Consider the following 26,251-nt stretch of genomic DNA (forward strand, 5'->3'; position numbering starts at 1 on the left):
TCTCCTCAGCAGTCCAGTGGGTTGCGTTTTTCCGGGTCGATGCCGAACTTGACGATGGCCTCAGCCACCACCTTAGGTTCGATATCACCACGGTCAGCCAGTGCTTCCAGGGCTGCCAACACCACGAAATGACGGTCGACTTCGAAGAAATGACGCAGTTTCTTGCGGCTGTCGCTGCGGCCGAAACCGTCGGTGCCGAGGACTTTGAATTCCTTGGACGGTACCCACTGACGGATCTGCTCGGCGAACAGCTTCATGTAGTCGGTAGACGCGATGACCGGACCTTTACGGCCGTTCAGGCACTCTTCGACGTAGCTCAGCTTAGGCTTCTGGCCCGGCTTCAGACGGTTGCTGCGCTCGACAGCGAGGCCGTCGCGACGCAGTTCGTTGAAGCTGGTAACGCTCCACACGTCGGCGCCAACGTTGAACTCTTCACGCAGAATCTTCGCCGCTTCACGGACTTCACGCAGGATGGTGCCGGAGCCCATCAGCTGTACGTGGTGCGCCGCATCGCGGGTGTCTTCTTCGAGCAGGTACATGCCTTTCTTGATGCCTTCTTCGGCACCGGCCGGCATGGCTGGCTGCTGGTACGACTCGTTCATCACGGTGATGTAGTAGAAGATGTCCTGTTGCTCTTCGGTCATCTTCTTCATGCCGTCCTGAATGATCACCGCCAGCTCGTAGCCGTAGGTTGGATCGTAGGTGCGGCAGTTCGGGATGGTCGCGGCCAGCAGGTGGCTATGACCGTCTTCGTGTTGCAGACCTTCACCGTTCAGGGTAGTCCGGCCGGCGGTGCCGCCGATCAGGAAGCCACGGGTACGGCTGTCGCCAGCGGCCCAGGCCAGGTCGCCAATACGCTGGAAGCCGAACATCGAGTAGAAGATGTAGAACGGCAGCATCGGCTGGTTGTGGCTGGAGTACGAAGTACCGGCCGCGATGAACGAGCTCATGGCGCCTGCTTCGTTGATGCCTTCTTCAAGGATCTGACCTTTCTGGTCTTCCTTGTAGAACATCACTTGGTCTTTATCGACTGGCTCGTAGAGCTGGCCGACGGACGAGTAGATGCCGAGCTGACGGAACATGCCTTCCATACCGAAGGTACGGGCTTCGTCCGGGATGATCGGAACAATGCGCGGGCCGATTTCCTTGTCCTTGACCAGTTGCGCGAGGATCCGGACGAACGCCATGGTGGTGGAAATTTCACGGTCGCCGGAGCCGTCAAGGATGGCCTTGAGGGTGTCCAGGTCCGGAGTCGGCACGCTGAAGCTTTGTGCGCGGCGCTGAGGCACGAAACCGCCCAGTGCAGTGCGACGCTCGCTGAGGTAGCGGGCTTCGGCGCTGTTTGGCTCTGGCTTGAAGAACGGCAGGTTCTCCAGCTCTTCGTCCTTGACCGGGATGTCGAAACGATCGCGGAACAACTTCAGGCTGTCGACGTCGACTTTCTTGGTGTTGTGCGCAGTGTTTTTCGCTTCGCCGGCACCGGTGCCATAACCTTTGATGGTCTTGGCGAGGATAACGGTAGGTTGTTCTTTGTGGTTGACCGCTTCGTGGTACGCCGCATAGACCTTGTACGGGTCGTGGCCGCCACGGTTGAGTTTCCAGATCTCGTCGTCGGACAGATCAGCAACCATCGCCTTGAGTTCTGGCGTGTTGAAGAAGTGTTCACGGACGAACGCGCCGTCTTTGGCTTTGTAGTTCTGGTACTCGCCGTCGATGACTTCGTCCATGCGACGTTGCAGGATACCGTCGACGTCTTTGGCCAGCAGTGGGTCCCAGAAACGGCCCCAGATGACTTTGGTCACGTTCCATTGAGCACCACGGAACACGCCTTCGAGTTCCTGGATGATCTTGCCGTTGCCGCGAACCGGGCCGTCGAGGCGCTGCAGGTTGCAGTTGATGACGAAGATCAGGTTGTCCAGCTTCTCGCGGCCGGCCAGGGAGATTGCGCCCAGGGATTCCGGCTCGTCGCACTCGCCGTCGCCCAGGAAGCACCAGACTTTCTGTTTGCCCGGCTGGATGAAGCCGCGGTGTTCCAGGTACTTCATGAAGCGTGCCTGGTAGATCGCTTGAATCGGACCCAGACCCATGGATACGGTCGGGAACTGCCAGAAGTCAGGCATCAGCCAAGGGTGCGGGTAGGACGACAGGCCCTGACCGTCGACTTCCTGGCGGAAGTTGTTCATCTGGTCTTCGGTGATGCGGCCTTCCATGAATGCGCGGGCGTAAACGCCTGGCGAGGTGTGGCCCTGGAAGTAGATCAGGTCGCCGCCGTGTTCGTCGGTCGGGGCCTGGAAGAAGTAGTTGAAGCCGATGTCATACAGGGTCGCACTGGAAGCGAAGCTGGAGATGTGACCACCCAGGTCAGAATCTTTCAGGTTCGTACGCATTACCATGGCCATCGCGTTCCAGCGCACCAGCGAGCGAATGCGGCGTTCCATGAACAGGTCGCCAGGCATGCGTGCTTCGTGGGTTACCGGGATGGTGTTGCGGTAAGGCGTGGTGATGGCGTAAGGGAGCTGCGAGCCGCTGCGGGTCGCGAGTTCGCCCATACGGGTCATCAGATAGTGAGCACGGTCTTCGCCTTCTTTGTCGAGAACCGATTCCAGGGCGTCCAGCCATTCCTGGGTTTCGACGGGATCGAGGTCTTGCATGGCTTGCTCCAGGGCGGAAAGGCTTCCAGAATCGGTTGCCTGAGTTTGCGACTGGCCTTGTGGGCAGACGATTTAAAATTCTTGGATTGCCGATAGGTTGTTCCGGCGGCGTGTAGTTTTACTACAAATCTTCCGGCATTTCAGCCTTTCGAATGTATAGACGAGTAGTAAAACTACAGAAGAATGGCTTGTGGCCTCCGGCTGCGTTGTGAGAATAATCGTTAAGGTTGGTCTTTTGCCATCCGAAAAAGGTGAAACTTTGATGTTCGCTGCCAAAGAGAAAGAAATTTCAGCTATTTCTAACTTTTGTTCGACAGTCCTCCGGGTAGCGGCTTTTCACCAATCACTACAAGCGGCCATTTATACGCCGATCAAGGATAGACCATGACCCTGCCCGTGCTTGCCGAACTGCCTGCCATTCTCCTGCCGTTGGTCACTCGATCCGAGCAGTCGTTCCGTACGGCTGTCGCCGCGCTGGAAGACGATCATGGCTTGGCGAACTGGACGCCGGAGCGCTGGGCGCAGTTCGCCCGTGTCACCGCTGCCAGCGAATTTGTCATTGAACAGAGCGTTCGTGACCCTTTGATGTTGCTGTCACTGGTGCAGTCCGGCGAACTCGACCGGGCCTTCGCGCCGGGTGAATTGTGTGCGCAGATTGCCGCTGCGGTGAACGCCGCCGAGAGTGAAGAGGAACTCGGTCGTGCCCTGCGCCGCCAGCGCGCCCGTCATCAAATGCGGATCATCTGGCGCGATCTCACCCGTCAGGCCGATCTGGTGCAGACCTGCCGCGATCTCTCGGATATGGCCGACGCGACTATCGACCAGGCTTATCAATGGTTGTACAGCCGCCATTGCGAACAGTTCGGCACGCCGACCGGCCGCCGTAGCGGTGAGCCGCAGCCAATGGTCATCCTCGGCATGGGCAAGCTCGGCGCCGTCGAGTTGAACCTGTCTTCGGACATCGACCTGATCTTCGCCTACCCCGAGGGTGGCGAAACGGTGGGCGTGAAGCGCTCGCTGGATAATCAGGAATTCTTTATTCGTCTCGGCCAGCGCTTGATCAAGGCGCTGGACCCGATGACCGTCGACGGTTTTGTATTCCGTGTCGACATGCGCCTGCGCCCGTACGGCTCGTCCGGCGCGCTGGTGCTGAGCTTCAATGCGCTGGAGCAGTATTACCAGGATCAGGGTCGCGACTGGGAACGCTACGCGATGATCAAGGCGCGGGTGGTGGCCGGCGATCAGGTCGCGGGCGCGCAGTTGCTCGACATGTTGCGACCGTTCGTTTATCGACGTTACCTCGATTTTTCGGCGATCGAAGCGCTGCGCACCATGAAGCAGTTGATCCAGCAGGAAGTGCGGCGCAAGGGCATGGCCGACAACATCAAGCTGGGCTCCGGTGGGATTCGTGAGGTCGAGTTTATCGCTCAGGCCTTTCAGTTGATCCATGGTGGCCGCGACCTGAGCCTGCAACAGCGTCCTCTATTAAAGGTGCTGAGTACGCTGGAAGGGCAGGGTTATTTGCCGCCGGCAGTGATCAGCGAGTTGCGCGAAGGCTACGAATTTCTCCGGTACACCGAACACGCCATTCAAGCGATCGCCGACCGCCAGACCCAGATGCTGCCGGATGGCGCGCAGGATCAGGCACGCATTGCCTTCATGCTCGGTTTCGCCGACTGGGATGCTTTCCACGAAAAACTGATGTTCTGGCGCGGTCGCGTCGCTTGGCACTTCGCTCAGGTGATTGCCGATCCCGACGAGGATGAAGGCGCCGCAAGTGAAGTGGTGGTCGGTGGTGAATGGCTGCCGCTGTGGGAAGAGGCGCAGGACGAAGAGGCCGCGTGCCGGCAGTTGGAGGAGGGCGGTTTTGCCGATGCCAGCAAAGCTCTGAAGGCGCTGGCCGGATTGCGCAGCAGTCCGCAACTGCGGGCGATGCAGCGGTTGGGGCGTGAGCGTCTCGACGCCTTTATTCCGCGTCTGTTGGCGCAGGCTGTCGAGCATGCCAACCCGGATTTGGTGCTTGAACGCGTGCTGCCGCTGGTGGAAGCAGTTGCCCGGCGTTCGGCTTATCTGGTCTTGCTGACGGAAAACCCCGGCGCCCTGCGACGCTTGCTGACACTGTGTGCAGCGAGCCCGTGGATCGCCGAGCAGATCACCCGCTTCCCGCTGCTGCTGGATGAATTGCTTAACGAAGGTCGTTTGTTCAAGCCGCCCTTGGCGCCGGAACTGGCCGCCGAGTTGCGCGAGCGGTTGACGCGGATTCCCGAAGATGACCTCGAACAACAAATGGAAGCCCTGCGCCATTTCAAACTGGCGCACCGCTTGCGCGTCGCCGCCTCGGAAATTGCCGGCAGCCTGCCGCTGATGAAAGTCAGCGATTACCTGACCTGGCTGGCCGAAGCGATTCTTGAACAAGTGCTGGCCCTGGCCTGGCGCCAGACGGTGGCCAAGTACGGCACGCCGCTGCGCACCGACGGCACCTTGTGCGATCCAGGTTTCATCATTGTCGGTTACGGCAAAGTCGGCGGTCTGGAATTGGGCCATGGTTCGGACCTGGACCTGGTGTTTATCCACGACGGCGATCCACAGGCGGAAACCGACGGGCCGAAGTCGATTGATGGCGCGCAGTTTTTCACGCGCCTGGGGCAGCGGATCATTCACTTGCTGACGGCGCAGACCAACTCCGGTCAGCTCTACGAAGTGGACATGCGTCTGCGCCCATCCGGTGCTTCGGGGCTGTTGGTCAGTTCGTTGGGTGCGTTTGCCCGCTATCAGGAAAATGAAGCCTGGACCTGGGAACATCAGGCCCTGGTGCGGGCGCGGGTGTTGGTCGGTAGTCAGGATGTCGGTCAGGCGTTCGAGAAAGTTCGCGCCCAGGTGCTGGGCAAGGCGCGTGATCTGGCCAAGCTGCAACAGGAAGTCAGCGAGATGCGCGCGAAGATGCGCGATAACCTTGGCACCAAGAGCACCGCAGCCGGTACCGCAGCAAATGCCTTCGACGCCACGGCGCCGTTCGACCTCAAGCAGGACGCCGGTGGTATCGTCGATATTGAATTTATGGTGCAATACGCGGCCCTGGCGTGGTCGCACAGCCACCCGCCACTGCTGCGCTGGACCGATAACATCCGCATTCTGGAAGAGCTGGAACACGAAGGGCTGATGCCTGCCGAAGATGCCAGCCTGTTGCGCGAGGCCTATAAAGCCTACCGCTCCGCCGCCCACCGGCAGGCCTTGCAGAAGGACCCGGGGGTGATTGCCGGAGACCAGTTTGTCGAAGAACGGCGGCAGGTTTTGCGGATATGGAAAGAGATGGGGCTAAGCTGAAACGCAGATGTAAGAATGAATGCAAAACCCTGTGGGAGTGAGCCTGCTCGCGATAGCGGAGTATCAGACGACAACAATGTTGAATGTAACGACCCCATCGCGAGCAGGCTCACTCCTACAATGAATCTGCGGTGAGTCGCAGATGTGTGAACAGAGGCAAAACCATGTGGGAGCGAGCCTGCTCGCGATAGCGGAGTGACAGTCGACAGTCATGTTGAAGGTAATGACCCATCGCAAGCAGTGCCGCTCCCTCAGTGATTCTCGAGGCGGGGAGGCGTAAATGCCTCCCCGGTTCGTTTATGGAAACCACATGAATATTCTGATCGTTGGGCCCAGTTGGGTCGGTGACATGGTGATGGCGCAGACACTGTTTCAGTGTCTCAAGCAGCGCCACCCGCAATGCGAAATCGACGTGCTGGCCCCCGAGTGGAGCCGGCCGATCCTTGAGCGCATGCCTGAAGTGCGCAAGGCCTTGAGCTTCCCGCTCGGCCACGGCGCGCTGGAATTGGCGACGCGTCGGCGCATCGGCAAGTCCCTGCGTGGCCAGTACGATCAGGCGATCCTGCTGCCCAACTCGCTGAAATCGGCGCTGGTGCCGTTTTTCGCCGGCATCCCGAAACGCACGGGCTGGCGCGGCGAGTTCCGTTACGGCCTGCTCAACGACGTACGCACCCTCGATAAAGCACGCTATCCGCTGATGATCGAGCGGTTCATGGCGTTGGCCTATGAGCCGAACGCCGAGCTGCCGAAGCCGTATCCGCGCCCAAGTCTGCAAATCGATCCGGTGACCCGTGAAGCGGCGCTGGCCAAGTTTGGCCTGACCCTTGATCGCCCGGTGTTGGCGCTGTGCCCCGGTGCCGAGTTCGGCGAGTCCAAGCGCTGGCCGTCCGAGCATTACGCCAAAGTCGCCGAAGCGCGCATTCGCGAAGGCTGGCAGGTGTGGCTGTTCGGTTCGAAAAACGATCACGCCGTCGGTGAAGATATCCGCGCACGCTTGATCCCGGGCCTGCGTGAAGAATCAGTCAACCTCAGTGGCGGAACCTCGCTCGCCGAAGCCATCGACCTGCTGTCCTGCGCCGATGCGGTGGTCTCCAACGATTCCGGCCTGATGCACGTTGCCGCTGCGCTGAACCGCCCATTGGTGGCGGTCTACGGCTCGACTTCGCCGGGCTTTACCCCGCCGCTGGCCGAACACGTCGAAGTGGTGCGTCTGGGCCTCGATTGCAGCCCGTGCTTCGACCGCACCTGCCGCTTCGGTCATTACAACTGCCTGCGCCAGCTGATGCCGGACGCGGTCAACGATGCCTTGCAGAAATTGCAGGGCTCAGTGGTCGAGGTTCATTAAGTTGCGGGTACTGCTGATCAAGACTTCATCGCTGGGCGACGTGATTCATGCGTTGCCGGCGCTGACTGACGCCGCCAGGGCGATCCCCGGGATCAAATTCGATTGGGTCGTTGAAGAAGGCTTCGCCGAGATTCCCACCTGGCACCCGGCCGTCGACAAAGTGATTCCGGTGGCGATCCGCCGCTGGCGCAAAAACATCTGGAAAACCATTACCAGCGGCGAGTGGAAACGCTTCAAGCAAAGCGTGCGCGCCAACAAATACGACTTGGTGATCGACGCCCAAGGCTTGCTGAAAAGCGCCTGGCTGACCCGTTACGTCAAAGCCCCGGTAGCCGGACTCGATAAAGGTTCGGCCCGTGAACCGATGGCCTCGCGTTTCTATGATCGCAAATTGGCCGTCGCCCGTGGTCAGCACGCCGTCGAGCGGGTGCGGCAGTTGTTCGCCATCGCCCTCGGTTACGACCTGCCAAAAGGCCTCGGCGACTACGGCCTCAACGTCGAACGTCTGGTCGAGTTGCCGCGAAAAAACGCCTTCGTGGTGTTCCTGCATGGCACCACTTGGGACACCAAGCACTGGCCGGAAAGTTATTGGCGTGAACTGACTGAGCGCGTCGGTTACCTCGGCGTCGGCGTCAAACTGCCGTGGGGTAGCCCGCAGGAAAAGGCTCGCGCCGAACGCATCGCTGCCGGTTTCAAACACGCTGAAGTGCTGCCGAAACTCAATCTGGCCGGCGTCGGCAAAGTCCTTGCCGGCGCGCAGGCTTGCGTGGCGGTGGACACCGGTCTTGGCCATTTGGCCGCCGCACTGGACGTGCCGACCATTTCGCTGTTCGGCCCGACCAACCCGGGCCTGACCGGCGCCTACGGAAAATTGCAGATTCACCTGGCCAGCGACTTCCCGTGCGCACCTTGCCTGCAAAAGAAATGTACCTATCAACCGACCGCGCAGGATGCCCGTCAGTTTGACCTGAAGCGTGAACAGCCGCTGTGCTTCACGCGTTTGAACCCGGAGCGTGTCGCCAGCCGACTGAGCACGTTGTTAATGGCTGAGGAGCTGCGCTGATGCAATTGGCATTCGTCCTGTACAAATATTTCCCGTTCGGTGGCTTGCAGCGCGACTTCATGCGCATCGCCCTCGAATGCCAGAAGCGCGGTCATAAGATCCGCGTCTACACGCTGATCTGGGAAGGCGACGTGCCGCCCGGTTTCGAAGTGCTGGTGGCGCCGGTCAAGGCGTTCTTCAATCACCGTCGCAACGAAAAGCTCAGCGCATGGATGGAGGCGGATCTGGCCAAGCGCCCGGTCGATCGTCTGATCGGTTTCAACAAGATGCCGGGTCTGGACGTCTATTACGCCGCCGATGGCTGCTTCGAAGACAAGGCGCAGAACCTGCGCCATTCGCTGTATCGCCGCTGGGGCCGTTATCGCCACTTTGCCGAATACGAGCGCGCGGTATTCGCCAAAGACGCAAAGACCGAAGTGCTGATGATTTCCGAAGTGCAGCAACCGCTGTTCATCAAGCATTACGACACGCCGCTTGAGCGTTTCCACCTGTTGCCGCCGGGCATTGCCCAGGATCGTCGCCGCCCGGCGGATGCCGATGAGATTCGCGCCGGGTTCCGCGCTGAATTCAATCTCAGGGACGACGAACTGCTGCTGGTGCAGATCGGCTCCGGGTTCAAGACCAAAGGTGTCGATCGCAGCCTGAAAGCACTGGCTGCATTGCCTGCCGAACTGAAGAAACGCACCCGGCTGTTTGTAATCGGCCAGGATGACCCCAAATTGTTCCAGATGCAGAGTGCAACTTTGGGTCTGGGCGATAACGTGACGTTCCTTAAAGGGCGCAGCGATATCCCGCGTTTCCTGCTCGGCGCCGACCTGTTGATTCACCCGGCGTACAACGAAAACACCGGTACCGTGTTGCTCGAAGCGCTGGTCGCCGGCTTGCCGGTGCTGGTCAGCGCGGTCTGCGGTTACGCCCATTACATCGCCGAGGCGGACGCCGGGCGAGTGCTGGACGAGCCGTTCGATCAGGCGCAGCTGACGCAGTACCTGACTGACATGTTGCATGACGACGCTGCACGCGCGGCCTGGAGCCGTAATGGTCTGGCTTTCGCCGAGACGGCCGATCTCTACAGCATGCCGCAGCACGCGGCCGATGTGATTCTGGCGGAGCACGCTTAATGAAGTTGATGCTGGCTGAACCGTTCAAGAGCCTTTGGGCCGGGCGCGATCCGTTCGCCGAGGTTGAAGGCTTGCAGGGCGAGGTATACCGCGAGCTGGAAGCACGCCGGACACTGCGCACGGAAGTCGACGGTAACGGATTTTTCGTCAAGATCCACCGTGGCATCGGCTGGGGTGAAATCTTCAAAAACCTGCTGACCGCCAAGCTGCCGGTACTCGGCGCGGGTCAGGAATGGAAGGCCATCCAGCGTCTGCAGGAAGTCGGCGTGCCGACCATGACCGCCGTCGCGTACGGCGAGAAGGGCAGCAACCCGGCGGATCAGCACTCGTTTATCGTCACCGAAGAACTGGCGCCGACCGTCAGCCTGGAAGACTTCAGCATCGACTGGATCAAGCAGCCGCCGGAGCCAACGCTCAAGCGCGCGCTGATCGCCGAAGTCGCGCGCATGACCGGCATGATGCACCGCGCCGGCGTCAACCATCGCGACTGCTACATCTGCCACTTCCTGTTGCACACCGATAAACCGGTGACGCCGGACGACTTCAAGCTGTCGGTGATCGACCTGCACCGTGCCCAGACCCGCGCGAAAATCACCCAGCGCTGGCGCAACAAGGATCTGGCCGCGCTGTACTTTTCCGCGCTGGACATCGGCCTGACCCGCCGCGACAAGCTGCGCTTCCTCAAGGGCTATTTCCAGCAACCGCTGCGCCAGATCCTGGCGCAAGAAGCGCCGCTGCTGAACTGGCTCGAAGGCAAAGCCAACAAGCTCTATGCACGTAAGCAGCGTTACGGGGATGCGCTCTGATGGCGGGTTGGACTCTCGAGTCGCAATACAGCGAGCTCGCCGATGATTTTGGCAGCCTCGAAGCCGTCTTTGCGTTGCAGGGCGAGCGCCTGACCCGCGACCCGCTGTCGGAAGTGATCCGCGTGCAGCGCAACGGCGTCAACTATTACGTCAAACGCTACGTCGGCGCCGGTAAAGGCTTGCGCCGCTACCTCGGCAAGCCGCGAGTGAAGATGGAATGGCAGAACCTCAAACGCTTCGCCAAGTGGGGCATTCCCACTGCAGAGGTGGTGGCCTGGGGCCTGGAGCGACGTGGCGCGGCGTATGATCGCGGCGCCATGATCACGCGCGAATTGCCCAACACCGAAGACCTTTCGGCGCTCGCCGAGCGCAAGGATCCGAAACTCAAGGATCGCGCCTGGGTCGATGGCGTCAGTCGGCAACTGGCCGGCTATACCCGGACGATGCATGATCACCGATTTACCCATAACGATTTGAAATGGCGCAACCTGTTGATCGATGAGCAGGCCCGCATATTTCTGATCGATTGCCCTAACGGCGAGTTCTGGCGCGGCTTCTGGCTCAAGTATCGGATCACCAAGGATCTGGCCTGTCTCGATAAACTCGCCAAATACCACCTGTCCAATACCCAACGCCTGCGCTTCTATAAGCAATACCGCCAGTGCGATCGGCTTGATAGCGCCGACAAGAAACGGATTCGGCACGTGGTGAGATTTTTCGAGGGACGCGAATGACTGATTTTCTTGCCGCTGAAGACCGTGCACTGCTCGAACGCCATGGTCTCGGCACTTTTGACGCACTGTGGGCCAAACAGCTTGAAGCTGTGGACGAACCCAATACCGCCCGTGGCGGCTGGAGCAGCGTCTTCCGCCTGGACGTGGAAGGGCAGGGTTATTACCTCAAGCGCCAGAGCAATTATCTGACGCGCACCTTGCACGCGCCTTTCGGTGAACCCAGTTTTGCCCGCGAGTTTCGCAATATCAGCCGCTATCGCAAGCTCGGTATTCCGGCGCTGCAAGCGGCGTTTTTCGGTGAGCGCAAGGTCGACGGCGAGGTTCGCGCGATCCTGCTGACCCGGGCACTCGATGGCTGGAATGATCTGGAGTCGCTGTTGCAGCGTTGGGCGCAGCTCAGTGCCGCGCAGCAGTCGGCCATTCTCAAGGCCTGCGGATTGCTGGCGCGACATCTGCACGGTGTGCGTCAGGTGCACGGCTGCTTTTATCCCAAGCATATTTTTCTGCGCGCCACCGGTGACGGGTATCAGGCGCAATTGATCGACCTGGAAAAAACCCGTCCCTTGTTGTTCGGCGTGCGTGACCGGATCAAAGACCTGGAGCCGTTGCAACGCCGCGCGCCGGAATGGAACGAGGCACAACTGCGTGAACTGCTGGCGGCTTATCTCGATCAGCCCACTGACAGCTCGCTGCTCGACAGCTGGCTCGTCCGGCTGACCGCGCGCCGCAGTCACAAGGAGACGCGCTGATGCAATTGTCCGAGCTGGCCGCTGTCGGGCGAACCCCGTCACTGCCGCTGACCGTGACCCTGGCCGATGCGGCCGGGAGTGCGGATCTGCAACTGCTGAGTTTGCTGCGGGTGCTGCCAGGGCAGCGCTACGTCGGCGCCGGTGTCTGGCGTGGCCGTCCGGTGCTGGCCAAATTGCTGGTCGGTGGCAAAGCCGCCCGGCATTTTCAGCGTGAACTGGAAGGGGTGCGCTTGTTAGCCGCGCAAGGCATGACGACACCCTTGCTGCTGGCCGATGGTTTGAAAAGTGACGAAGGTGGCTGGCTGCTGTTCGATTTCCTTGAGGGCGCCGAAAGCCTTGGCGATGCCTGGACCAAGGTCGAGTCGCTGCCGTTGCTCGCTGATGAACAGTCGGCGGTATTGGCCGAGGCGCTGGGCGCCATTGCCCAATTGCACGGCAAAGGTCTCTGGCAGGAGGACCTGCACCTGGACAATCTGCTGCGTCACGGCGGTCAGTTGTACTTGATTGACGGTGCGGGCATTTGCGCAGAAACCGCCGGTCAGCCGTTGTCGCGACAAAAAGTCCTGGAGAACCTCGGCGTATTTTTCGCTCAGTTGCCCAAGGCGCTGGAGCCGTTCACCGAAGAGCTGCTGGTGTATTACCTGTTGAGCAACAGCGAGCACGCATTGCCGCTGGAAGCCTTGCAGAAGCAGATCGACAAAGTGCGTCGCTGGCGTTTGAAAGACTTTCTGATCAAGGTCGGTCGCGAGTGCACGCTGTTCAGTGTGCGGCGTGGAGCGTTCGGTCTGCGCGCGATCCGCCGCGAAGAAGAGTCGGCCATGGTTCCAGTGCTGGATCAGGCCGATGCGCTGCTGGATCAGGGGCATCTGTACAAGACCGGTGGTGCGGCGAGCGTCGGCAAGGTTCAGGCGGGCGCGCGCACGCTGGTGATCAAGCGCTACAACATCAAGGGCTTTGCGCATTGGCTCAAGCGTTTCTGGCGGCCGAGTCGGGCCTGGCATTCGTGGCGCGAAGGTAATCGACTGGCGTTCCTCGGCATCGCGACGCCAAAGCCGCTGGCGGTACTGGAGAAGCGCTTTTTGTGGCTGCGCAGTCGTGCGTATCTGGTGACCGAGTTCCTGCCCGGGCCGGACATCATCGAACGCTTTGCGCCCTATGTTGAAAGTGGCGAAGCGCCTGAGGCGGAGCTGCAGGCACTTGACCTGTTGTTCGCTCGACTGATTGACGAGCGCATCAGCCATGGCGATTTCAAAGGGCATAATCTGTTCTGGCAGCACGATCGCTGGGCGCTGATCGATCTGGATTCGATGTGCCAGCACGGATCCGCCGGCAGTTTCGCCCCGGCTTATATACGTGACCGTGCGCGATTCATGCGTAATTGGCCCGAGAGCAGTGCGTTGTATCAGGTCATAGATCAGCGTTTGCCGAAAAAAATCGCCAACACGGTCTGAGTCAAACCAGTACAGCAGTAGAGGACAGGATTCAGCGACTTGTCCTACAGCATCTCCAGAATCCATGAACTGTGTCCTGTGCAGTCCCGATGCTAATTTGCCCAACGACCTTGGAGGGCGAATCTTGACCATCAAACAGGCTGCAACGCTGGGTGTATTTTCATGGGTTCTGGCTGGCTGTGGCAGCACCATGACCGTATTGCAGGACGATGCCGACGTCGCCCGCGACATGCGCAAGCAAAAAACCTACTGCCAATCCATTCCGCGGATTTACAGCGGTCTGGCCTTCGACTTCTGCGTGTTGAACGCGCCTCCCGATCCGAGTGGGGTTCTTTTGCCATTCGTGCTTCTGGATCTGCCATTGTCCGGTGTATTCGATACAGTAGCGTTGCCCTATACGGTTTATCGTCAGGTCACCGACGGCAACCTTGCTATTTACTGGCGCAAGGGCGGTTATTGAGTAGCGGGGCGAGGTTTCTTCAAACCATTCGCCCTGGGGCAATCGCGCAGGGTAATTCCCCACTCGTTTACGCTATAATCCCGCCCTTTAGCTGTCACTCGCCCTGTGCGAGGGCACATCAATTTTCAAGGCGCATTGCGCCTGCACGCAGACTAAAGAGGCTAGACCCCTGTGGCATTGACGATTCTTGGCCTGTCCGGCGCCCTTAGCCATGATCCTTCAGCGGCCTTGTACATCGACGGCAAGCTGGTGGCGGCGGCTGAAGAAGAGCGCTTCGTACGCGATAAACATGCAAAGAACCGCATGCCCTACGAATCGGCGAAGTTCTGTCTCGAACAGGCCGGCATCAAGCCGTCCGATGTTGACGTGGTCGCGATTCCATTTGCCCCGATCAGCCTGTTCGGCAAAGCGCGCTGGCACTACGCCAAGCGTTACTGGTATGCACCGGATCGCGCCCTTGATGCGATCCTGATGGGCAACCGTCGCTACAAGCGCTACCGCAACAAGATTGTCTGGTGCCTGGAGCAACTGGGTTTCGATCCGAAAAAGATCAAGATCGAGCCGGTCGAACACCACTTGGCTCACGCCTCCAGTGCCTACCATTGCTCCGGTTTCAAAGAAAAAACCGCGATCCTCGGTATCGACGGCAAGGGTGAGTACGCCACGACCTTCTTCGGCTATGGCGAAAACGGCAAGATCCACAAGATCAAGGAATTCTTCGATCCTGACTCCCTCGGTGGCTTGTACGGTGCGATCACCGAGTTCCTCGGTTTCGAGATGCTCGACGGTGAGTTCAAGGTCATGGGCATGGCGCCGTATGGCGATGCCAGCAAGTACGATTTCTCGCGTCTGGCCTCGTTCGAAAACGGTGAGTTGGTGATCAACACCGACTACGCCAACGTCATCGGCCTGCGTCGCTACAAAGAGAAGGGCAAAGGCTTCTACTTCTCGCCGAAACTGATCGAGTGGCTGGGTCCGAAGCGCGAAGGCGACATCGCTGACGAGCCTTACATCCACTACGCCGCGAGCATGCAAGCGCTGTTCGAGAAACTGGCGTTGCAGATGATCGACTACTATCTGGGCGACGTACTCAAGGAAACCGGCAAACTGGCCTTCGCCGGTGGTTGTGCGCTGAACGTCAAACTGAACCAGAAAATCATTGCCCGCGACGACATCAAGGAACTGTTCGTGCAACCTGCGTCCGGCGATGCCGGCACTGCGGTTGGTGCGGCTGCCTACGTGTCCCACGCCCGAGGCGTGCCGGTCGAGAAGATGGAGCACGTCTATCTCGGCCCGTCGTACAGCAACGAGGACGTGATCGCCGCCTGCGCCCGTCATGAGAGCAAGCCGACCTGGCGCAAGCTCGACAACATGCCGGAACAGATTGCCAAAATCATGGTCGATGGTAATCCGGTCGCCTGGTTCCAGGGGCGCATGGAGTTCGGTCCGCGTGCATTGGGCGGGCGCTCGATCATTGGTTGCCCGAGCGTGGCTGGCGTGGCTGATCGCATCAACCACCAGATCAAGTTCCGCGAGCGCTGGAGGCCTTTCTGCCCGTCGATGCTCGACACCGTTGCGCCGCAAATGATCAAGATCGATCACCCGGCACCGTTTATGACCTTCACTTTCGAAGTGGCGGAAGAGTGGAAGACCCGCGTGCCGGAAGTCGTCCATGAAGACGGCACCTCCCGTGCCCAGGTGCTCAAGCGTGAATACAACCCGCGCTACTACGACATGATGAAGGCGCTGGAAAACCTGACCGGTAACGGCGTATCGCTGAACACCTCGCTCAATCGTCGTGGCGAACCGATGATCTGCTCGCCGACCGACGCGCTGAACATGTTTTTCGGTTCTGACCTGGAATACCTGATCATGGAAGATATTCTGGTCGTAAAAGCGGGTGTAAAAGGATACGAACTTGACTGAAACACTGATCAGCGTCGTCATTCCGGTTTACAACTATGCGCGAACGCTTCCACGTGCAGTGGAATCGGTGTTGGCGCAGTTGGATGAAGCGACCGCGGATCTGCTGGTCATCGACGACGGGTCGACGGACGATACGCCCGAGGTAGTCGAAAAACTCCTGCTCAAGCACGGCGGGCGTTTTCGTGCGTTGCGCAAAAGTAACGGCGGATTGTCGTCGGTGCGCAATCGAGGGCTGGAAGAGACAACCGGACGGTATCTGGTGTTTCTCGACTCTGATGATGAAATGGCGCCCGGTGCCTTGGCTGCACTTTCGCAGCACCTCGAAAGTAATCCAAACAGCCTGATGGTGATCGGCGCGCACTGGTCGGTGTTTGCAGACGGGCGACGCAGCTTGCAGGCGGCCAAGCCGCTGCCTGTGACGCCCCGCCAGCGCCTGCAGGGTTACCTGCTGAACAAGACGGTGTCGATTTCCAACGGTGCCTGTGCGATGCACCGCGATGTATTCGTTTTGGGTAATTACCCGGAAAATTTGCGCAACGTCGAGGACTTGCCAGTATTCGCCCAAGTGCTGGCGCGCTACCCCTGCACCGTTCTGGACGAGCCCCTGGCGCTGATTTACAAGCACGCCGACAGCATGCGCCATGATCTGCGCCAAAGCCTTGCTGCCGGAACGGAGCAGGTGGTCAGCGAAGTTTTTTCCAGTCGGCGGATGCCCGAGGAAATGTTTGATTTGCGCCAGGCGTTTATGGCGCAGCGTTGCCTGTCGTTGTTTCGCGACTGTTATTCCCATGGCGAGTACAAACTGGCCAAATCGTTTTACTTTAAGGCCTTGCGTGCAGACTGGCGGACGTTTTCGCGCTGGTCCTACACGCGCAAGGCGTTGCGGGTGCTGTTTCGGTAAACGGGTCGCGGAGACTATGCGGACCCTGTAATGGATGTCGGTGAGGTGGCTGGGTGAAAGGTAAGGGCGGCAAGGTGGGAGCTCAAGTCTCCAGAATCATCGACGAATATCCGGTTTGGCTGGCGTTTCTGGGCAGTGCGCTGTTATCGCTGATAGCGGTCATGGGCACCGCCACAGTGGGGCGTGATGCCGCGCTGTACATTGATATCGCGCAACAGGTCACCGAGCACGGGCCTAATGTGGCCTGGGCCGCTTTCGACTGGCCCTGGTTTTCCTTATTGCTGGCCGCTACTCATACCGTCCTGCATTTGCCGCTAGAGCTGAGTGCATATCTTTGGTGCGCGCTCTTTTTTGCCGGCACCAGCGCGCTGATGGTGGACTGCGTACGTCAACGGTCGGTACATCTCGCCGGTTGGGCTTGTCTGGTGGTATTGGCAATGCCGGCGGTGAATGCCTTTCGAAACGACATCATCCGTGAATGCGGTTTCTGGTTCTTCTGCACCCTGACACTCTGGCTCGCGCTGCGCTGGCAAGCCCGTGGCGGCTGGCTGCGGGCGGCATTCATTCATGTGGCTATCGTCGCGGCAGCCTTGTTTCGGCTGGAGGCTTTGCTGCTGGTTCCGGCGTTGGCGCTGTGGCAGTTGCCCAATCTGTGGTCGTCGAACCGGCGGATGCAGTTCGTTCAGTTTTCGCTGTTGCCGGTTCTAGGGCTGCTGGCTGTTTCGGTCTCAGGTGTGCTCCTGTCGGCGCGCGTGATGCTGTATCTGGACATGATTGCGCCACACAGCGTGTTTGCTTCCTTCCGGATGCTGTGCGATCAATTTGCCAATTCGCTCATCAACAAGTACTCCCAGGATGAATCTGGCCGGATCATTTTCTTCGGCATCCTGGCGACCATGACCATCAGTTTCGTGAAGCTGATGGGGCCTTTCGCCGTCCCCTTCGTCCTGCGGCGCAACTGGGGGGTTCTGGGAATCTATTGGCGCGACTATCGCCCCTTCGCCTGGGCGGCGCTGCTTTATCTGGTGGTGCTGGTGCTGTTTTTCATCAAACAACAGTTCATGAATACGCGCTACCTGAGCTTTCTGAATCTGTTGTTTGTGCCCGTGTTGGCGATGGGGCTGGCGGCGTTCGTTCGCGACTTCCCGCGTTGCGGCAAGTGGCTGGTGGTTCTAGGGATGTTGGTGATGCTCTCGAATGTCATCTCTACCGGCGCCGGCAAAACCCATTATGTAGAGGCCGGGCGCTGGATGTCTGCCCACGTCGAGCCAGGGGCGAAGACCTATTTCGAGGATGGGCGGATCAGCTATTACGCCGGTCGCGGCTACGTGATGCCGGTGCTGACCGCAGAGGAAGCAATGTCGGCAGCTCACGCTGGCGACTATCAATATTTCCTCATCGAGGCCAAAGGTGACGAGCCTTGGCTGAAGGATTGGCTGGTGGCGCACAAGCTGCGCATCATCGAGCATTTCGCCAATCGCAAAGGTGCCACCGTGGTGATCATCGGACGCTAAGGCTTAACCGAGCAGCGGACGCAGGCGTGAGATCAGCGGCGCTTGTCGGTGGCTCGGCAAGGCCTGGCGATAGCCTTCGACAAAGGTTTCGCCAGCGTCCTGGCCCAGCAGCCATTGGCGGTCTTCCTTGTAGCGCAGCAAGTGAGCAAAGTTGCGCAGGCGTTTACTGTCACTGAGTGCGCGCTTCTGGCAGCGCAGGTCGGCGATATCGATCAGTCCCAGACGGTTGTCGGGGGTTTGCACGACGTTGCCGAAGTGCAGCGACCGAAAGTACACACCTTTTTCGTGCAGCAGGGCGAAGTACCCGCCCAGCTGGAATCTCAGTGTGTCAGCCTCTTCGTCAGTGCCTTGTAACTGACGCACTGTATTGCCTTCCAGCGGGCTGTAATACACGCCGTCGCGCTCGATGCTCGGGATGCGATAGACCGCGATGACTTTCGGGCAGAGGATGCCACGCTGTTCGAGTGCCCGGGTGTTGTCGGCAAAGCGTTGTGCATAGGGGTAGAACAGCGCCGAACTGAGCAGCCGCTTGCGGCGGAACAGCTTGAGCATGCGTCCATCGGCCAATCTGAGCACCTTGTCGCCGGAACCGTCGGCCTCCAGTACGTGTGCACCTTTGCGCAGTGCCTCGTAAGTGCTGTGATCAATCGATTGCATATCGGGCTCCCCATCATTAGCGGGGTATCTTAACCGACTTGGTCGAAGGCTGGCTTGAAGTCATGTTTATCGGGGCAAAAACGCGTGTGATATCATCGGCGCCTCACTGAATTGCGCGGATCACCATGAGCAGTCCTGAACCGAAAGCCCAGTCCACGCTGGCGATCTATTTCCGCCTTTTGGCTTACGTGCGGCCTTATGCCGGCCTCTTCCTTCTCAGCATCGTCGGGTTTCTGATCTTCGCATCGACTCAACCGATGCTCGCTTATATCCTCAAATACTTTGTCGACGGTCTGGCCAATCCTGAAGCCAGTCTGTTCCCGGGCAACCCTTATCTGGGCAAGCTGCAGTTGCTCGAAACCGTGCCACTGATGATTGTCTTCATCGCGCTGTGGCAGGGCGTGGGCTCGTACCTGGGCAACTTCTTCCTGGCGCGGGTTTCGCTGGGGCTGGTGCATGACCTGCGGGTGGTGCTGTTCAATAAATTGCTGGAGTTGCCCAATCGCTTCTTCGACAAGAACAATTCCGGCCATCTGATTTCCCGGATCACCTTCAACGTGACGATGGTCACCGGTGCTGCAACGGATGCGATCAAAGTCGTCATCCGTGAAGGCATGACCGTGATTTTCCTGTTCTGCACACTGTTGTGGATGAACTGGAAACTCACTTTGGTGATGGTCGCCATCCTGCCGTTGATCGGTTTGATGGTGAACAGCACCAGCAAGAAATTCCGCAAGCAAAGCAAGAAGATTCAGGTCTCGATGGGGAACGTCACGCACGTCGCCTCCGAGACCATTCATGGCTACCGCGTTGTGCGCAGCTTCGGCGGCGAGCAGTACGAAAAGGATCGCTTTCGCGATGCCAGCCAGAGCAACACCGACAAGCAGTTGACGATGACCAAGACCGGTGCGGTTTACACGCCGATGCTGCAACTGGTCACGTACAGTGCCATGGCCGTGGTCATGTTCCTCGTGCTGTATCTCCGCGGTGACGCTTCGCCGGGCGATCTGGTGGCGTACATCACCATGGCAGGCCTGTTGCCCAAGCCTATCCGTCAGTTGTCGGAAGTCAGCTCGACCATCCAGAAGGGTGTGGCCGGTGCCGAAAGTATTTTCGAGCAGCTGGATGAGCCGGCGGAAGTGGATCGGGGCACGGTCGAGCAGGATCGTCTCGAAGGTCGTCTGGAAGTGCGCAATCTGAGCTTCCACTACCCCGACACCGACAAAGCGGTGCTCAACGACATCAGCTTTGTTGTCGAGCCGGGGCAAATGGTCGCGTTGGTTGGCCGCTCGGGCAGTGGCAAGTCGACCCTGGCCAGCCTCATTCCGCGCTTTTATCAGCATGATCATGCTCAGGGCCAGATTCTGCTCGATGGTGTGCAGGTGCAGGATTTCACCCTGCGCAGCCTGCGTCGGCAGATTGCTCTGGTGACCCAGCAGGTCACGCTGTTCAACGATACGGTGACCAACAACATCGCCTACGGCGACCTGGCCGGCGCGCCGTTCGATGAGGTCAAGCGCGCAGCCACCGAGGCGTATGCCGATGAGTTCATCATCAAGATGCCGCAGGGCTACGAAACCATGGTCGGCGAAAACGGCGTCCTGCTGTCCGGTGGTCAGCGTCAGCGTATCGCCATTGCCCGGGCGCTGCTCAAGGATGCGCCGTTGCTGATTCTCGATGAGGCCACTTCTGCGCTGGATACCGAGTCGGAGCGGCATATTCAGGCTGCCCTGGATCATGTGGTGAAAAACCGCACGACCCTGGTGATCGCTCACCGCTTGAGCACTATTGAAAAGGCCGACCTGATTCTGGTCATGGACGAAGGCCGTATCGTCGAGCGCGGCTCTCACGCGCAATTGCTTGAGCAAAACGGCTATTACGCCCGTCTGCATGCCAAAGAGTTCGAAGAGGGTGACGAGCCTCAGCCGGCACACGCGACCGACGTATGCTGACGATGTTTCGCAGCTTTCGCGAACGTGGCTGGACCGAGATCGACCGGGACAGCTACGCCCGGGCCTGGCAGCGATTTGGCGGCAGCTTTGCCACGCATCCGGAAGTCGTCGAGCGCTTGTCGACATTCCTAGGCATCGAGCTGCGTTACCTGGGCTGGATCGTTGGCGGTGATGTGCTTGCCGCCATCCCTTGCTGGGGCCGGCATGTCGCCTTGTCCAAGGAAGTGCTCAAGCGCGAGGGCAAGCGTGGCTTGCTGGACATGGGCAACGCGGAAATCATTCTGCCGATTGCCCCCGATGTCAGCGTGCCGGTGCGTCAGCGCGTGGCGTATGTATCGCAACTCAATGCCGAGCAGATCAGTACGTTAAAGCCGCAGCCTGAGGGTTTGGCCCTTGCCCGGTTGCCGGAAGAGTATTCGAAGAAATTCCGCTACAACCAGCGTCGCGAACAGCGTCTGCTGGAAGAGGCGGGCGGATCGCTGGTGCCGATGTCCGACTTCACCCCGCAGGAACAGGCTGCCGCTTACGGCGATCTGTTTCAGCGTCGCTGGGGTTTCGAGGTGCCGGGCAAGGCCGGGCTGGTTGAAGTGTTTACGTTGCTGCGCGAGTTCATGACCGGTTCGGTGGTGATGCTCGATTCGGCGCCCGTGGCCATTCAGGTGCTGTATCGCGTCGAGGCCCCGCAATGGGTGTCGCTGGAGTACATCAATGGTGGCGTTGACCCGCAGAGCCGCGAGTTCAGTCCCGGCAGTGTGCTGAGTTTCGTCAACACCCAAGACGCCTGGGCGCACGCGCAAGCGCTGGGCAAGCCTTTGCGTTATTCATTCGGTCGCGCCGACCGGGAGTACAAGGATCGCTGGTGCCATAAGGTGCCGGTCTTCAAGGTCTGAATCCATGAGCACTCGCAAGCAACAGCTTCTCAAGGCCCATCGGCGCAACAAGCGTCTGTTCCTGGTCGCCTTTCTGGTGGGGTTGTTGCTGATCGGATGGTTGGTTGCGTGGTGGCTGGTGCCGTTGGTGCTGGTGCTGGCCTGGGTCGCACACGAGGCCTGGTTCGCCGATCATCTGTTCTATCGGCCTGCTGACGACTATTACTACAACTTCCCGGCGCAAACCGCACGGCAGGCGGTGAGCCTTGCGGGCGGTGTCGTACAGCTGAGCGAGCCGCTGGCGCAGGGCGAGACGCTGGTACTCGAGCTGGAAGTGAAATCCACTTGGCTGGGGCGTTGGCTCGATCCCTGCGTCGAGGTGGGCGATGATCGCCAAGACTTCGAGCGTGGCGTCAAAGGGCGGCGTTTCCTTAATCTGTCCGGGCAGGCCACTGCGCTGGCGCAAGGTGCTCTGGCGCTGCGTGGCCGATATTGCGTACCCGCCGCGACCGGTGTGTTGTGGGTCATGGCCAATCCTGATTATTCCCGTCAGCGGGTGATGGTCATTGCTCCCCATGCCGATGATGCCGAACTCGCCGCATTCGGCCTGTACAGCCGTTGCGAAGACGTCAGTATCGTCACCCTGACCCAGGGCGAGATCGAGGCTGAAGACTTCCAGCGTCTTGGCCTTGATCAAGCCGCAGCGGCACGTTTGAAGGGCCGTTTGCGCAGTTGGGACAGTCTGGTGATCCCGCTTTGGGGGGGCGTGCCTGCCGATCGCTGTGTGCAATTGGGTTATTACTGCTTGCAACTGCCGTCGATGGCCGAAGCGCCTGTGAAGGCGTTCGGCTCCCGTGAGTCGCAGGAAAACGATGTGCGCAGCGTGCGCCGGCACAATCCGTTGAGCCTGCCCGCCGACATCGATGGGCAGCCGACCTGGCAAAATCTGCTGGGCGACCTGAAGGCCCTGCTTGAGCACTATCGTCCAGAAGTGGTGGTGACGCCCCATCCTGAGCTCGATCCTCACAGCGATCATGTGGCGTCTACCCAGGCGCTGCTTGAGGCTATCGAGCTGAGTCAGTGGAAACCGACAACCCTGCTAATGTACGCCAATCACCTGCACGACAACGATCGCTGGCCGATGGGCCCAGCCGGTGCCGGTATTGCGCTGCCGCCGGCCATCGAGCCATTGCCGGCTGACCGGCTGTGGAGTCCGCTGTTGTCAGCAGATGTGCAACTGGACAAAGCCATGGCACTGGCCATGGAGCACGATCTGCAGGGCGGGCAAGTGTTCAAGCGGCAATTACGCCGCTGGATCCAGCAAGTCCTGGCGGGTCGTCGCTGGCCAGCAACAGGCAGTAACGAGTTTTTCCGCAAGGCGGTCCGGCGTCACGAATTGTTCTGGGTGCGCGACCTTTCAGATTGAGGCGGACGGCGCTTTACCCTGTGTTAATATCGCGCCCCTGTTCATTTTGTATGTGGGTTGCTCCATGAAGTTGTCCATGCCGCGTTTCGATCAAGCCCCGGTCTTGGTAGTCGGCGATGTCATGCTCGACCGTTACTGGCATGGCGGAACCTCACGGATTTCCCCTGAGGCGCCGGTGCCGGTCGTTAAGGTCGAGCAGATCGAAGATCGTCCGGGCGGTGCCGCGAACGTTGCCTTGAACATTGCCGCGCTGGGTGCACCGGCGTCTCTGGTCGGTGTGACCGGTGACGACGAAGCCGCCGACAGCCTGAGCAACAGTCTCAAAGGCGCGGGCGTACGTGCCCTGTTCCAGCGCATTGCGCACCAGCCAACCATCGTCAAGCTGCGGGTCATGAGCCGGCACCAGCAACTGCTGCGTATCGACTTTGAAGAGCCGTTCGCCACCGATGCCCTGGCCCTCGGTTCACAGGTCGACGACCTGCTCGAAGGCATCAAGGTCCTGGTACTTTCCGACTACGGCAAAGGCGCCCTGAAAAACCATCAGGCGTTGATCCAGGCCGCCCGTGCGAAGAACATTCCGGTACTGGCTGACCCCAAGGGCAAGGATTTCTCGATTTATCGCGGCGCGAGCCTGATCACCCCGAACCTCAGCGAATTCGAAGCCATCGTCGGCGGTTGTGTCGATGAGCATGAACTGGTGAGCAAGGGCGCCGCCCTGATGCACGACCTGGAGCTTGGTGCGCTGCTGGTGACGCGCGGCGAGCACGGCATGACCCTGCTGCGTCCTGACCAGCCGGCACTGCACTTGCCGGCCCGTGCCCGTGAAGTGTTCGATGTCACCGGTGCCGGTGATACGGTGATTTCGACCCTGGCCGCAGCGATTGCCGCCGGTGAAGACCTGCCCCACGCCGTTGCGCTGGCCAATCTGGCCGCCGGCATCGTGGTTGGCAAGCTCGGTACGGCCGCCATCAGTGCTCCGGAGCTGCGTCGCGCCATCCAGCGTGAAGAAGGTTCCGAGCGTGGTGTGCTGGGTCTTGAGCAGTTGCTGCTCGCCGTGGCCGATGCCCGCGCGCACAACGAGAAGATCGTCTTTACCAACGGTTGCTTCGACATCCTGCATGCCGGGCATGTGACCTATCTGGAACAAGCGCGGGCACAGGGCGATCGCCTGATTGTCGCGGTCAACGATGATGCTTCGGTCAGCCGCCTCAAAGGCCCGGGCCGTCCGATCAACAGCGTCGACCGGCGCATGGCCGTTCTCGCCGGCCTCGGCGCGGTGGACTGGGTGATCAGTTTCCCTGAAGGCACCCCGGAAAACCTGCTGCGCGAGGTCAAACCGGACGTGCTGGTCAAGGGCGGCGATTACGGCATCGATCAGGTGGTCGGCGCTGATATCGTCAGCGCTTATGGCGGCACCGTGAAGGTCTTGGGGCTTGTGGAAAACAGCTCGACAACTGCGATTGTCGAGAAGATCCGCAGTCGTTGATCAGATGAATTTTTACTGTTGTGTACTGCGTGTGAACGGATTTTGCCTTGGGGATTTTACCGTTTCCGTTGATGTAGGCAGCTTTGAATCCGATGCGCTTGCCTGCCTACGTCGCGTGGTCAATTAATCTATGAAAGTCATGCTCCTGGTGATGGACGAGCAGCGGGTCATTCTCGACCGGCTCTACGACATCGTGCAGCAGAACTGTGATGAATGTTTCATCTATCGTTTGGGCAAACGGCAACAAATGAACCTGGGGCCGTTTCTGGCCTCGGTTGGTTATCAGAACTTCGATCGTGTGGTCATCTTTTCCAGGGTCAAGCGCCTGGCCCCGCAATTGCGGGTGCTCAAGTGCATTCCCGGGCTGGTCTTCCTCGAACACGACGCCTACCAGAACTACATGCCGGCGAGTAAGTATCGTGGCGTGTATTCACGCCTCTACCGTCGCCTGCCGAGTTGTCGGGCGCTGGTGTCCGGTGCTGTGGTCGCGCGCAAGATGCTGGCTGAGGGCATCGACACGGTGTTCGTCTCCAAGGGTTATGACGAGCAGATGCTGCACAACACCGGCGTCGAGCGGGATATTCCCATCGGCTTTCTGGGCAGCCTGAAAAGTACCGAATATGCCGAGCGCAAAGCCATGCTCGAGTCGCTCTCGCAGCGGACCGGGATGCTGGTGACCCGCACCAAGTCGGGTGAGGAATACCTGCAGACGCTCAATCGCATCAGGATTTTCGTCAGCGCCGACATCGGCATGAACGAGTTCATGATCAAGAACTACGAGGCCATGGCTTGCGGCTGTGTGTTGCTGGCCTGGAGCCAAGGCGAAGAAGACCGCTTGCTCGGTTTTGAAGACATGCACAACACCGTGTTCTACCGCAGCGAAGAAGAGGCGGTGGAGAAGATCAAGCTGTTGCAGAGCGATCCGGAACTCGCGGAGCGCATTGCCCGCAACGGCCAGGAATTTGCGCAAAGCCGTTATTCCTTTGCTCGTGTCGGTCAGGCACTGGCCACGGAAATCCAGCGTGAGATGCGCCCATGGCAGCCGCCTTCGGCGTTTACACGGTTCTGGGTGAAACTGCGCTACGGGATGAAGGTGCCAGTCTGAATGAAGGATCATCAAGCGTCGCAACCCGACGAACACATGGCGCTGGATGCGCTGCCCGGCGGTGATCAGTCCGTTCTGGGCGCTCTGCCTGCAGACCTTCTCGAGCGTCTCGGCCGTGCACCTCGGGTCGTGCTGGTTGCCAACAATCCGGCTATCACCGCGGCAGACTTTCAGGCGCTGGACATTGGCGCCGATGATGTCGTCGTCAGCTTCAATACCTGCATCAAAGCGGCGCTGCTCAACAAGCACAGCGTCAATGTCTTCGTGCATGGCTACAACGCGCAGGACGCCTATTTTTTTGGTCTGCCTTACGCGCCGCCGGTGCAGCGCATGTTCGAACAGGCGAATGAACGCTGTTTCAGCATGCTGGTGGGCTGCGCCGCACCGATGTGCCCATTGCCACGTGTGGCGATGTATTGGGATCGCATTCCGCTGCCGCCGCTGTGGAACTACCCGGTCGACCGGCCGGGCGGTAAACGCTACGTCGGGCCGTCCACGGGTTTTAACACGCTGGTGTTGTTCGACTGGTTACGTGATCACGCCGGTTATACCTATCAGCTGATGACCCTGGGGTTTTCCAACGAAGCAGGAAAGCTGTGGGGTGGCCATGCCTGGGATTACGAGCGCGACTGGCTGCAGAAATCGCACGTCATTGTGGTGCCGCTGCCACCCCGTCGCTGGTGGCAAAAGCTGTTTCGGCAAAAGTAAGCC

The 26,251-nt window shown here is 59.7% G+C and carries 20 protein-coding genes; 18 read left to right on the forward strand and 2 right to left on the reverse strand.

What is annotated here, in order from left to right; genetic code table 11:
• Positions 1–5 precede the first annotated feature (5 nt).
• Positions 6–2,651, reverse strand: coding sequence for a pyruvate dehydrogenase (acetyl-transferring), homodimeric type (gene aceE / locus ACM6JQ_RS02790; protein ID WP_007915682.1), 2,646 nt, complete (start codon positions 2,649–2,651; stop codon positions 6–8).
• 384 nt (positions 2,652–3,035) lie between these two features.
• On the opposite strand from aceE, the gene glnE reads away from it, so the two are divergent.
• The 12 genes from glnE (at position 3,036) to ACM6JQ_RS02850 (ending at position 18,045) form a co-directional block, all read left to right on the forward strand.
• Positions 3,036–5,975 carry a bifunctional [glutamate--ammonia ligase]-adenylyl-L-tyrosine phosphorylase/[glutamate--ammonia-ligase] adenylyltransferase gene (gene glnE, locus ACM6JQ_RS02795; RefSeq protein ID WP_414893189.1) on the forward strand — a complete coding sequence of 980 codons (2,940 nt, stop codon included), beginning with the start codon at positions 3,036–3,038 and terminating at the stop codon, positions 5,973–5,975.
• A 310-nt stretch (positions 5,976–6,285) separates the two neighbouring features.
• Positions 6,286–7,320, forward strand: coding sequence for a lipopolysaccharide heptosyltransferase II (gene waaF / locus ACM6JQ_RS02800; RefSeq protein WP_042704930.1), 1,035 nt, complete (start codon positions 6,286–6,288; stop codon positions 7,318–7,320).
• Position 7,321: 1 nt separating this feature from the next.
• Complete coding sequence (gene waaC, locus ACM6JQ_RS02805; RefSeq protein WP_007915685.1) at positions 7,322–8,383, forward strand: lipopolysaccharide heptosyltransferase I; 1,062 nt, start codon at positions 7,322–7,324, stop codon at positions 8,381–8,383.
• Positions 8,383–9,504 (forward strand): glycosyltransferase family 4 protein, encoded by a 1,122-nt coding sequence (locus ACM6JQ_RS02810; RefSeq protein WP_095113469.1) that lies wholly within the window; start codon positions 8,383–8,385, stop codon positions 9,502–9,504. The genes waaC and ACM6JQ_RS02810 overlap by 1 nt, the downstream gene beginning before the upstream one ends.
• Positions 9,504–10,310, forward strand: coding sequence for a lipopolysaccharide core heptose(I) kinase RfaP (rfaP, locus tag ACM6JQ_RS02815; protein ID WP_095113470.1), 807 nt, complete (start codon positions 9,504–9,506; stop codon positions 10,308–10,310). The genes ACM6JQ_RS02810 and rfaP overlap by 1 nt, the downstream gene beginning before the upstream one ends.
• Positions 10,310–11,044, forward strand: coding sequence for a lipopolysaccharide kinase InaA family protein (locus ACM6JQ_RS02820; protein ID WP_007915688.1), 735 nt, complete (start codon positions 10,310–10,312; stop codon positions 11,042–11,044). The genes rfaP and ACM6JQ_RS02820 overlap by 1 nt, the downstream gene beginning before the upstream one ends.
• A complete protein-coding gene (locus ACM6JQ_RS02825) occupies positions 11,041–11,793 on the forward strand; it encodes a lipopolysaccharide kinase InaA family protein (RefSeq protein ID WP_007915690.1) in 753 nt (250 codons plus the stop codon). The genes ACM6JQ_RS02820 and ACM6JQ_RS02825 overlap by 4 nt, the downstream gene beginning before the upstream one ends.
• Positions 11,793–13,244 carry a lipopolysaccharide kinase InaA family protein gene (locus ACM6JQ_RS02830; RefSeq protein ID WP_095113471.1) on the forward strand — a complete coding sequence of 484 codons (1,452 nt, stop codon included), beginning with the start codon at positions 11,793–11,795 and terminating at the stop codon, positions 13,242–13,244. The genes ACM6JQ_RS02825 and ACM6JQ_RS02830 overlap by 1 nt, the downstream gene beginning before the upstream one ends.
• A 124-nt stretch (positions 13,245–13,368) precedes the next feature.
• Complete coding sequence (locus tag ACM6JQ_RS02835) at positions 13,369–13,704, forward strand: YceK/YidQ family lipoprotein (protein WP_007915693.1); 336 nt, start codon at positions 13,369–13,371, stop codon at positions 13,702–13,704.
• A 171-nt stretch (positions 13,705–13,875) separates the two neighbouring features.
• The gene (locus tag ACM6JQ_RS02840; protein WP_007915701.1) at positions 13,876–15,630 is read left to right on the forward strand and encodes a carbamoyltransferase; all 1,755 of its coding nucleotides are present in this window, start codon (positions 13,876–13,878) and stop codon (positions 15,628–15,630) included.
• Positions 15,623–16,531, forward strand: coding sequence for a glycosyltransferase family 2 protein (locus ACM6JQ_RS02845; RefSeq protein WP_007915704.1), 909 nt, complete (start codon positions 15,623–15,625; stop codon positions 16,529–16,531). The genes ACM6JQ_RS02840 and ACM6JQ_RS02845 overlap by 8 nt, the downstream gene beginning before the upstream one ends.
• Before the next feature lie 53 nt (positions 16,532–16,584).
• Positions 16,585–18,045, forward strand: coding sequence for a hypothetical protein (locus tag ACM6JQ_RS02850; RefSeq protein WP_007915710.1), 1,461 nt, complete (start codon positions 16,585–16,587; stop codon positions 18,043–18,045).
• Between the two features lie 3 nt (positions 18,046–18,048).
• Here ACM6JQ_RS02850 and ACM6JQ_RS02855 read toward each other — a convergent pair whose 3' ends face one another.
• The gene (locus ACM6JQ_RS02855) at positions 18,049–18,702 is read right to left on the reverse strand and encodes a hypothetical protein (RefSeq protein ID WP_007915712.1); all 654 of its coding nucleotides are present in this window, start codon (positions 18,700–18,702) and stop codon (positions 18,049–18,051) included.
• Between the two features lie 125 nt (positions 18,703–18,827).
• On the opposite strand from ACM6JQ_RS02855, the gene msbA reads away from it, so the two are divergent.
• The 6 genes from msbA to ACM6JQ_RS02885 all read left to right on the forward strand — a co-directional run bounded on the left by msbA (position 18,828) and on the right by ACM6JQ_RS02885 (position 26,248).
• Positions 18,828–20,654, forward strand: coding sequence for a lipid A export permease/ATP-binding protein MsbA (gene msbA, locus ACM6JQ_RS02860; protein ID WP_007915714.1), 1,827 nt, complete (start codon positions 18,828–18,830; stop codon positions 20,652–20,654).
• Positions 20,648–21,544, forward strand: coding sequence for a GNAT family N-acetyltransferase (locus ACM6JQ_RS02865; protein WP_007915717.1), 897 nt, complete (start codon positions 20,648–20,650; stop codon positions 21,542–21,544). Before msbA ends, ACM6JQ_RS02865 begins: the two co-directional genes overlap by 7 nt.
• A gap of 4 nt (positions 21,545–21,548) precedes the next feature.
• A complete protein-coding gene (locus tag ACM6JQ_RS02870) occupies positions 21,549–22,949 on the forward strand; it encodes a PIG-L deacetylase family protein (RefSeq protein WP_123376883.1) in 1,401 nt (466 codons plus the stop codon).
• 64 nt (positions 22,950–23,013) lie between these two features.
• Positions 23,014–24,435 (forward strand): bifunctional D-glycero-beta-D-manno-heptose-7-phosphate kinase/D-glycero-beta-D-manno-heptose 1-phosphate adenylyltransferase HldE, encoded by a 1,422-nt coding sequence (hldE, locus tag ACM6JQ_RS02875; protein ID WP_007915721.1) that lies wholly within the window; start codon positions 23,014–23,016, stop codon positions 24,433–24,435.
• A gap of 130 nt (positions 24,436–24,565) precedes the next feature.
• The gene (locus ACM6JQ_RS02880; RefSeq protein ID WP_414893195.1) at positions 24,566–25,540 is read left to right on the forward strand and encodes a glycosyltransferase; all 975 of its coding nucleotides are present in this window, start codon (positions 24,566–24,568) and stop codon (positions 25,538–25,540) included.
• Positions 25,541–26,248, forward strand: coding sequence for a hypothetical protein (locus ACM6JQ_RS02885; RefSeq protein ID WP_007915725.1), 708 nt, complete (start codon positions 25,541–25,543; stop codon positions 26,246–26,248).
• The last annotated feature ends 3 nt before the right edge of the window (positions 26,249–26,251 follow it).

Origin of the sequence: Pseudomonas sp. IT-232MI5, from assembly GCF_949767845.1 — a bacterium.
GTDB lineage: Bacteria > Pseudomonadota > Gammaproteobacteria > Pseudomonadales > Pseudomonadaceae > Aquipseudomonas.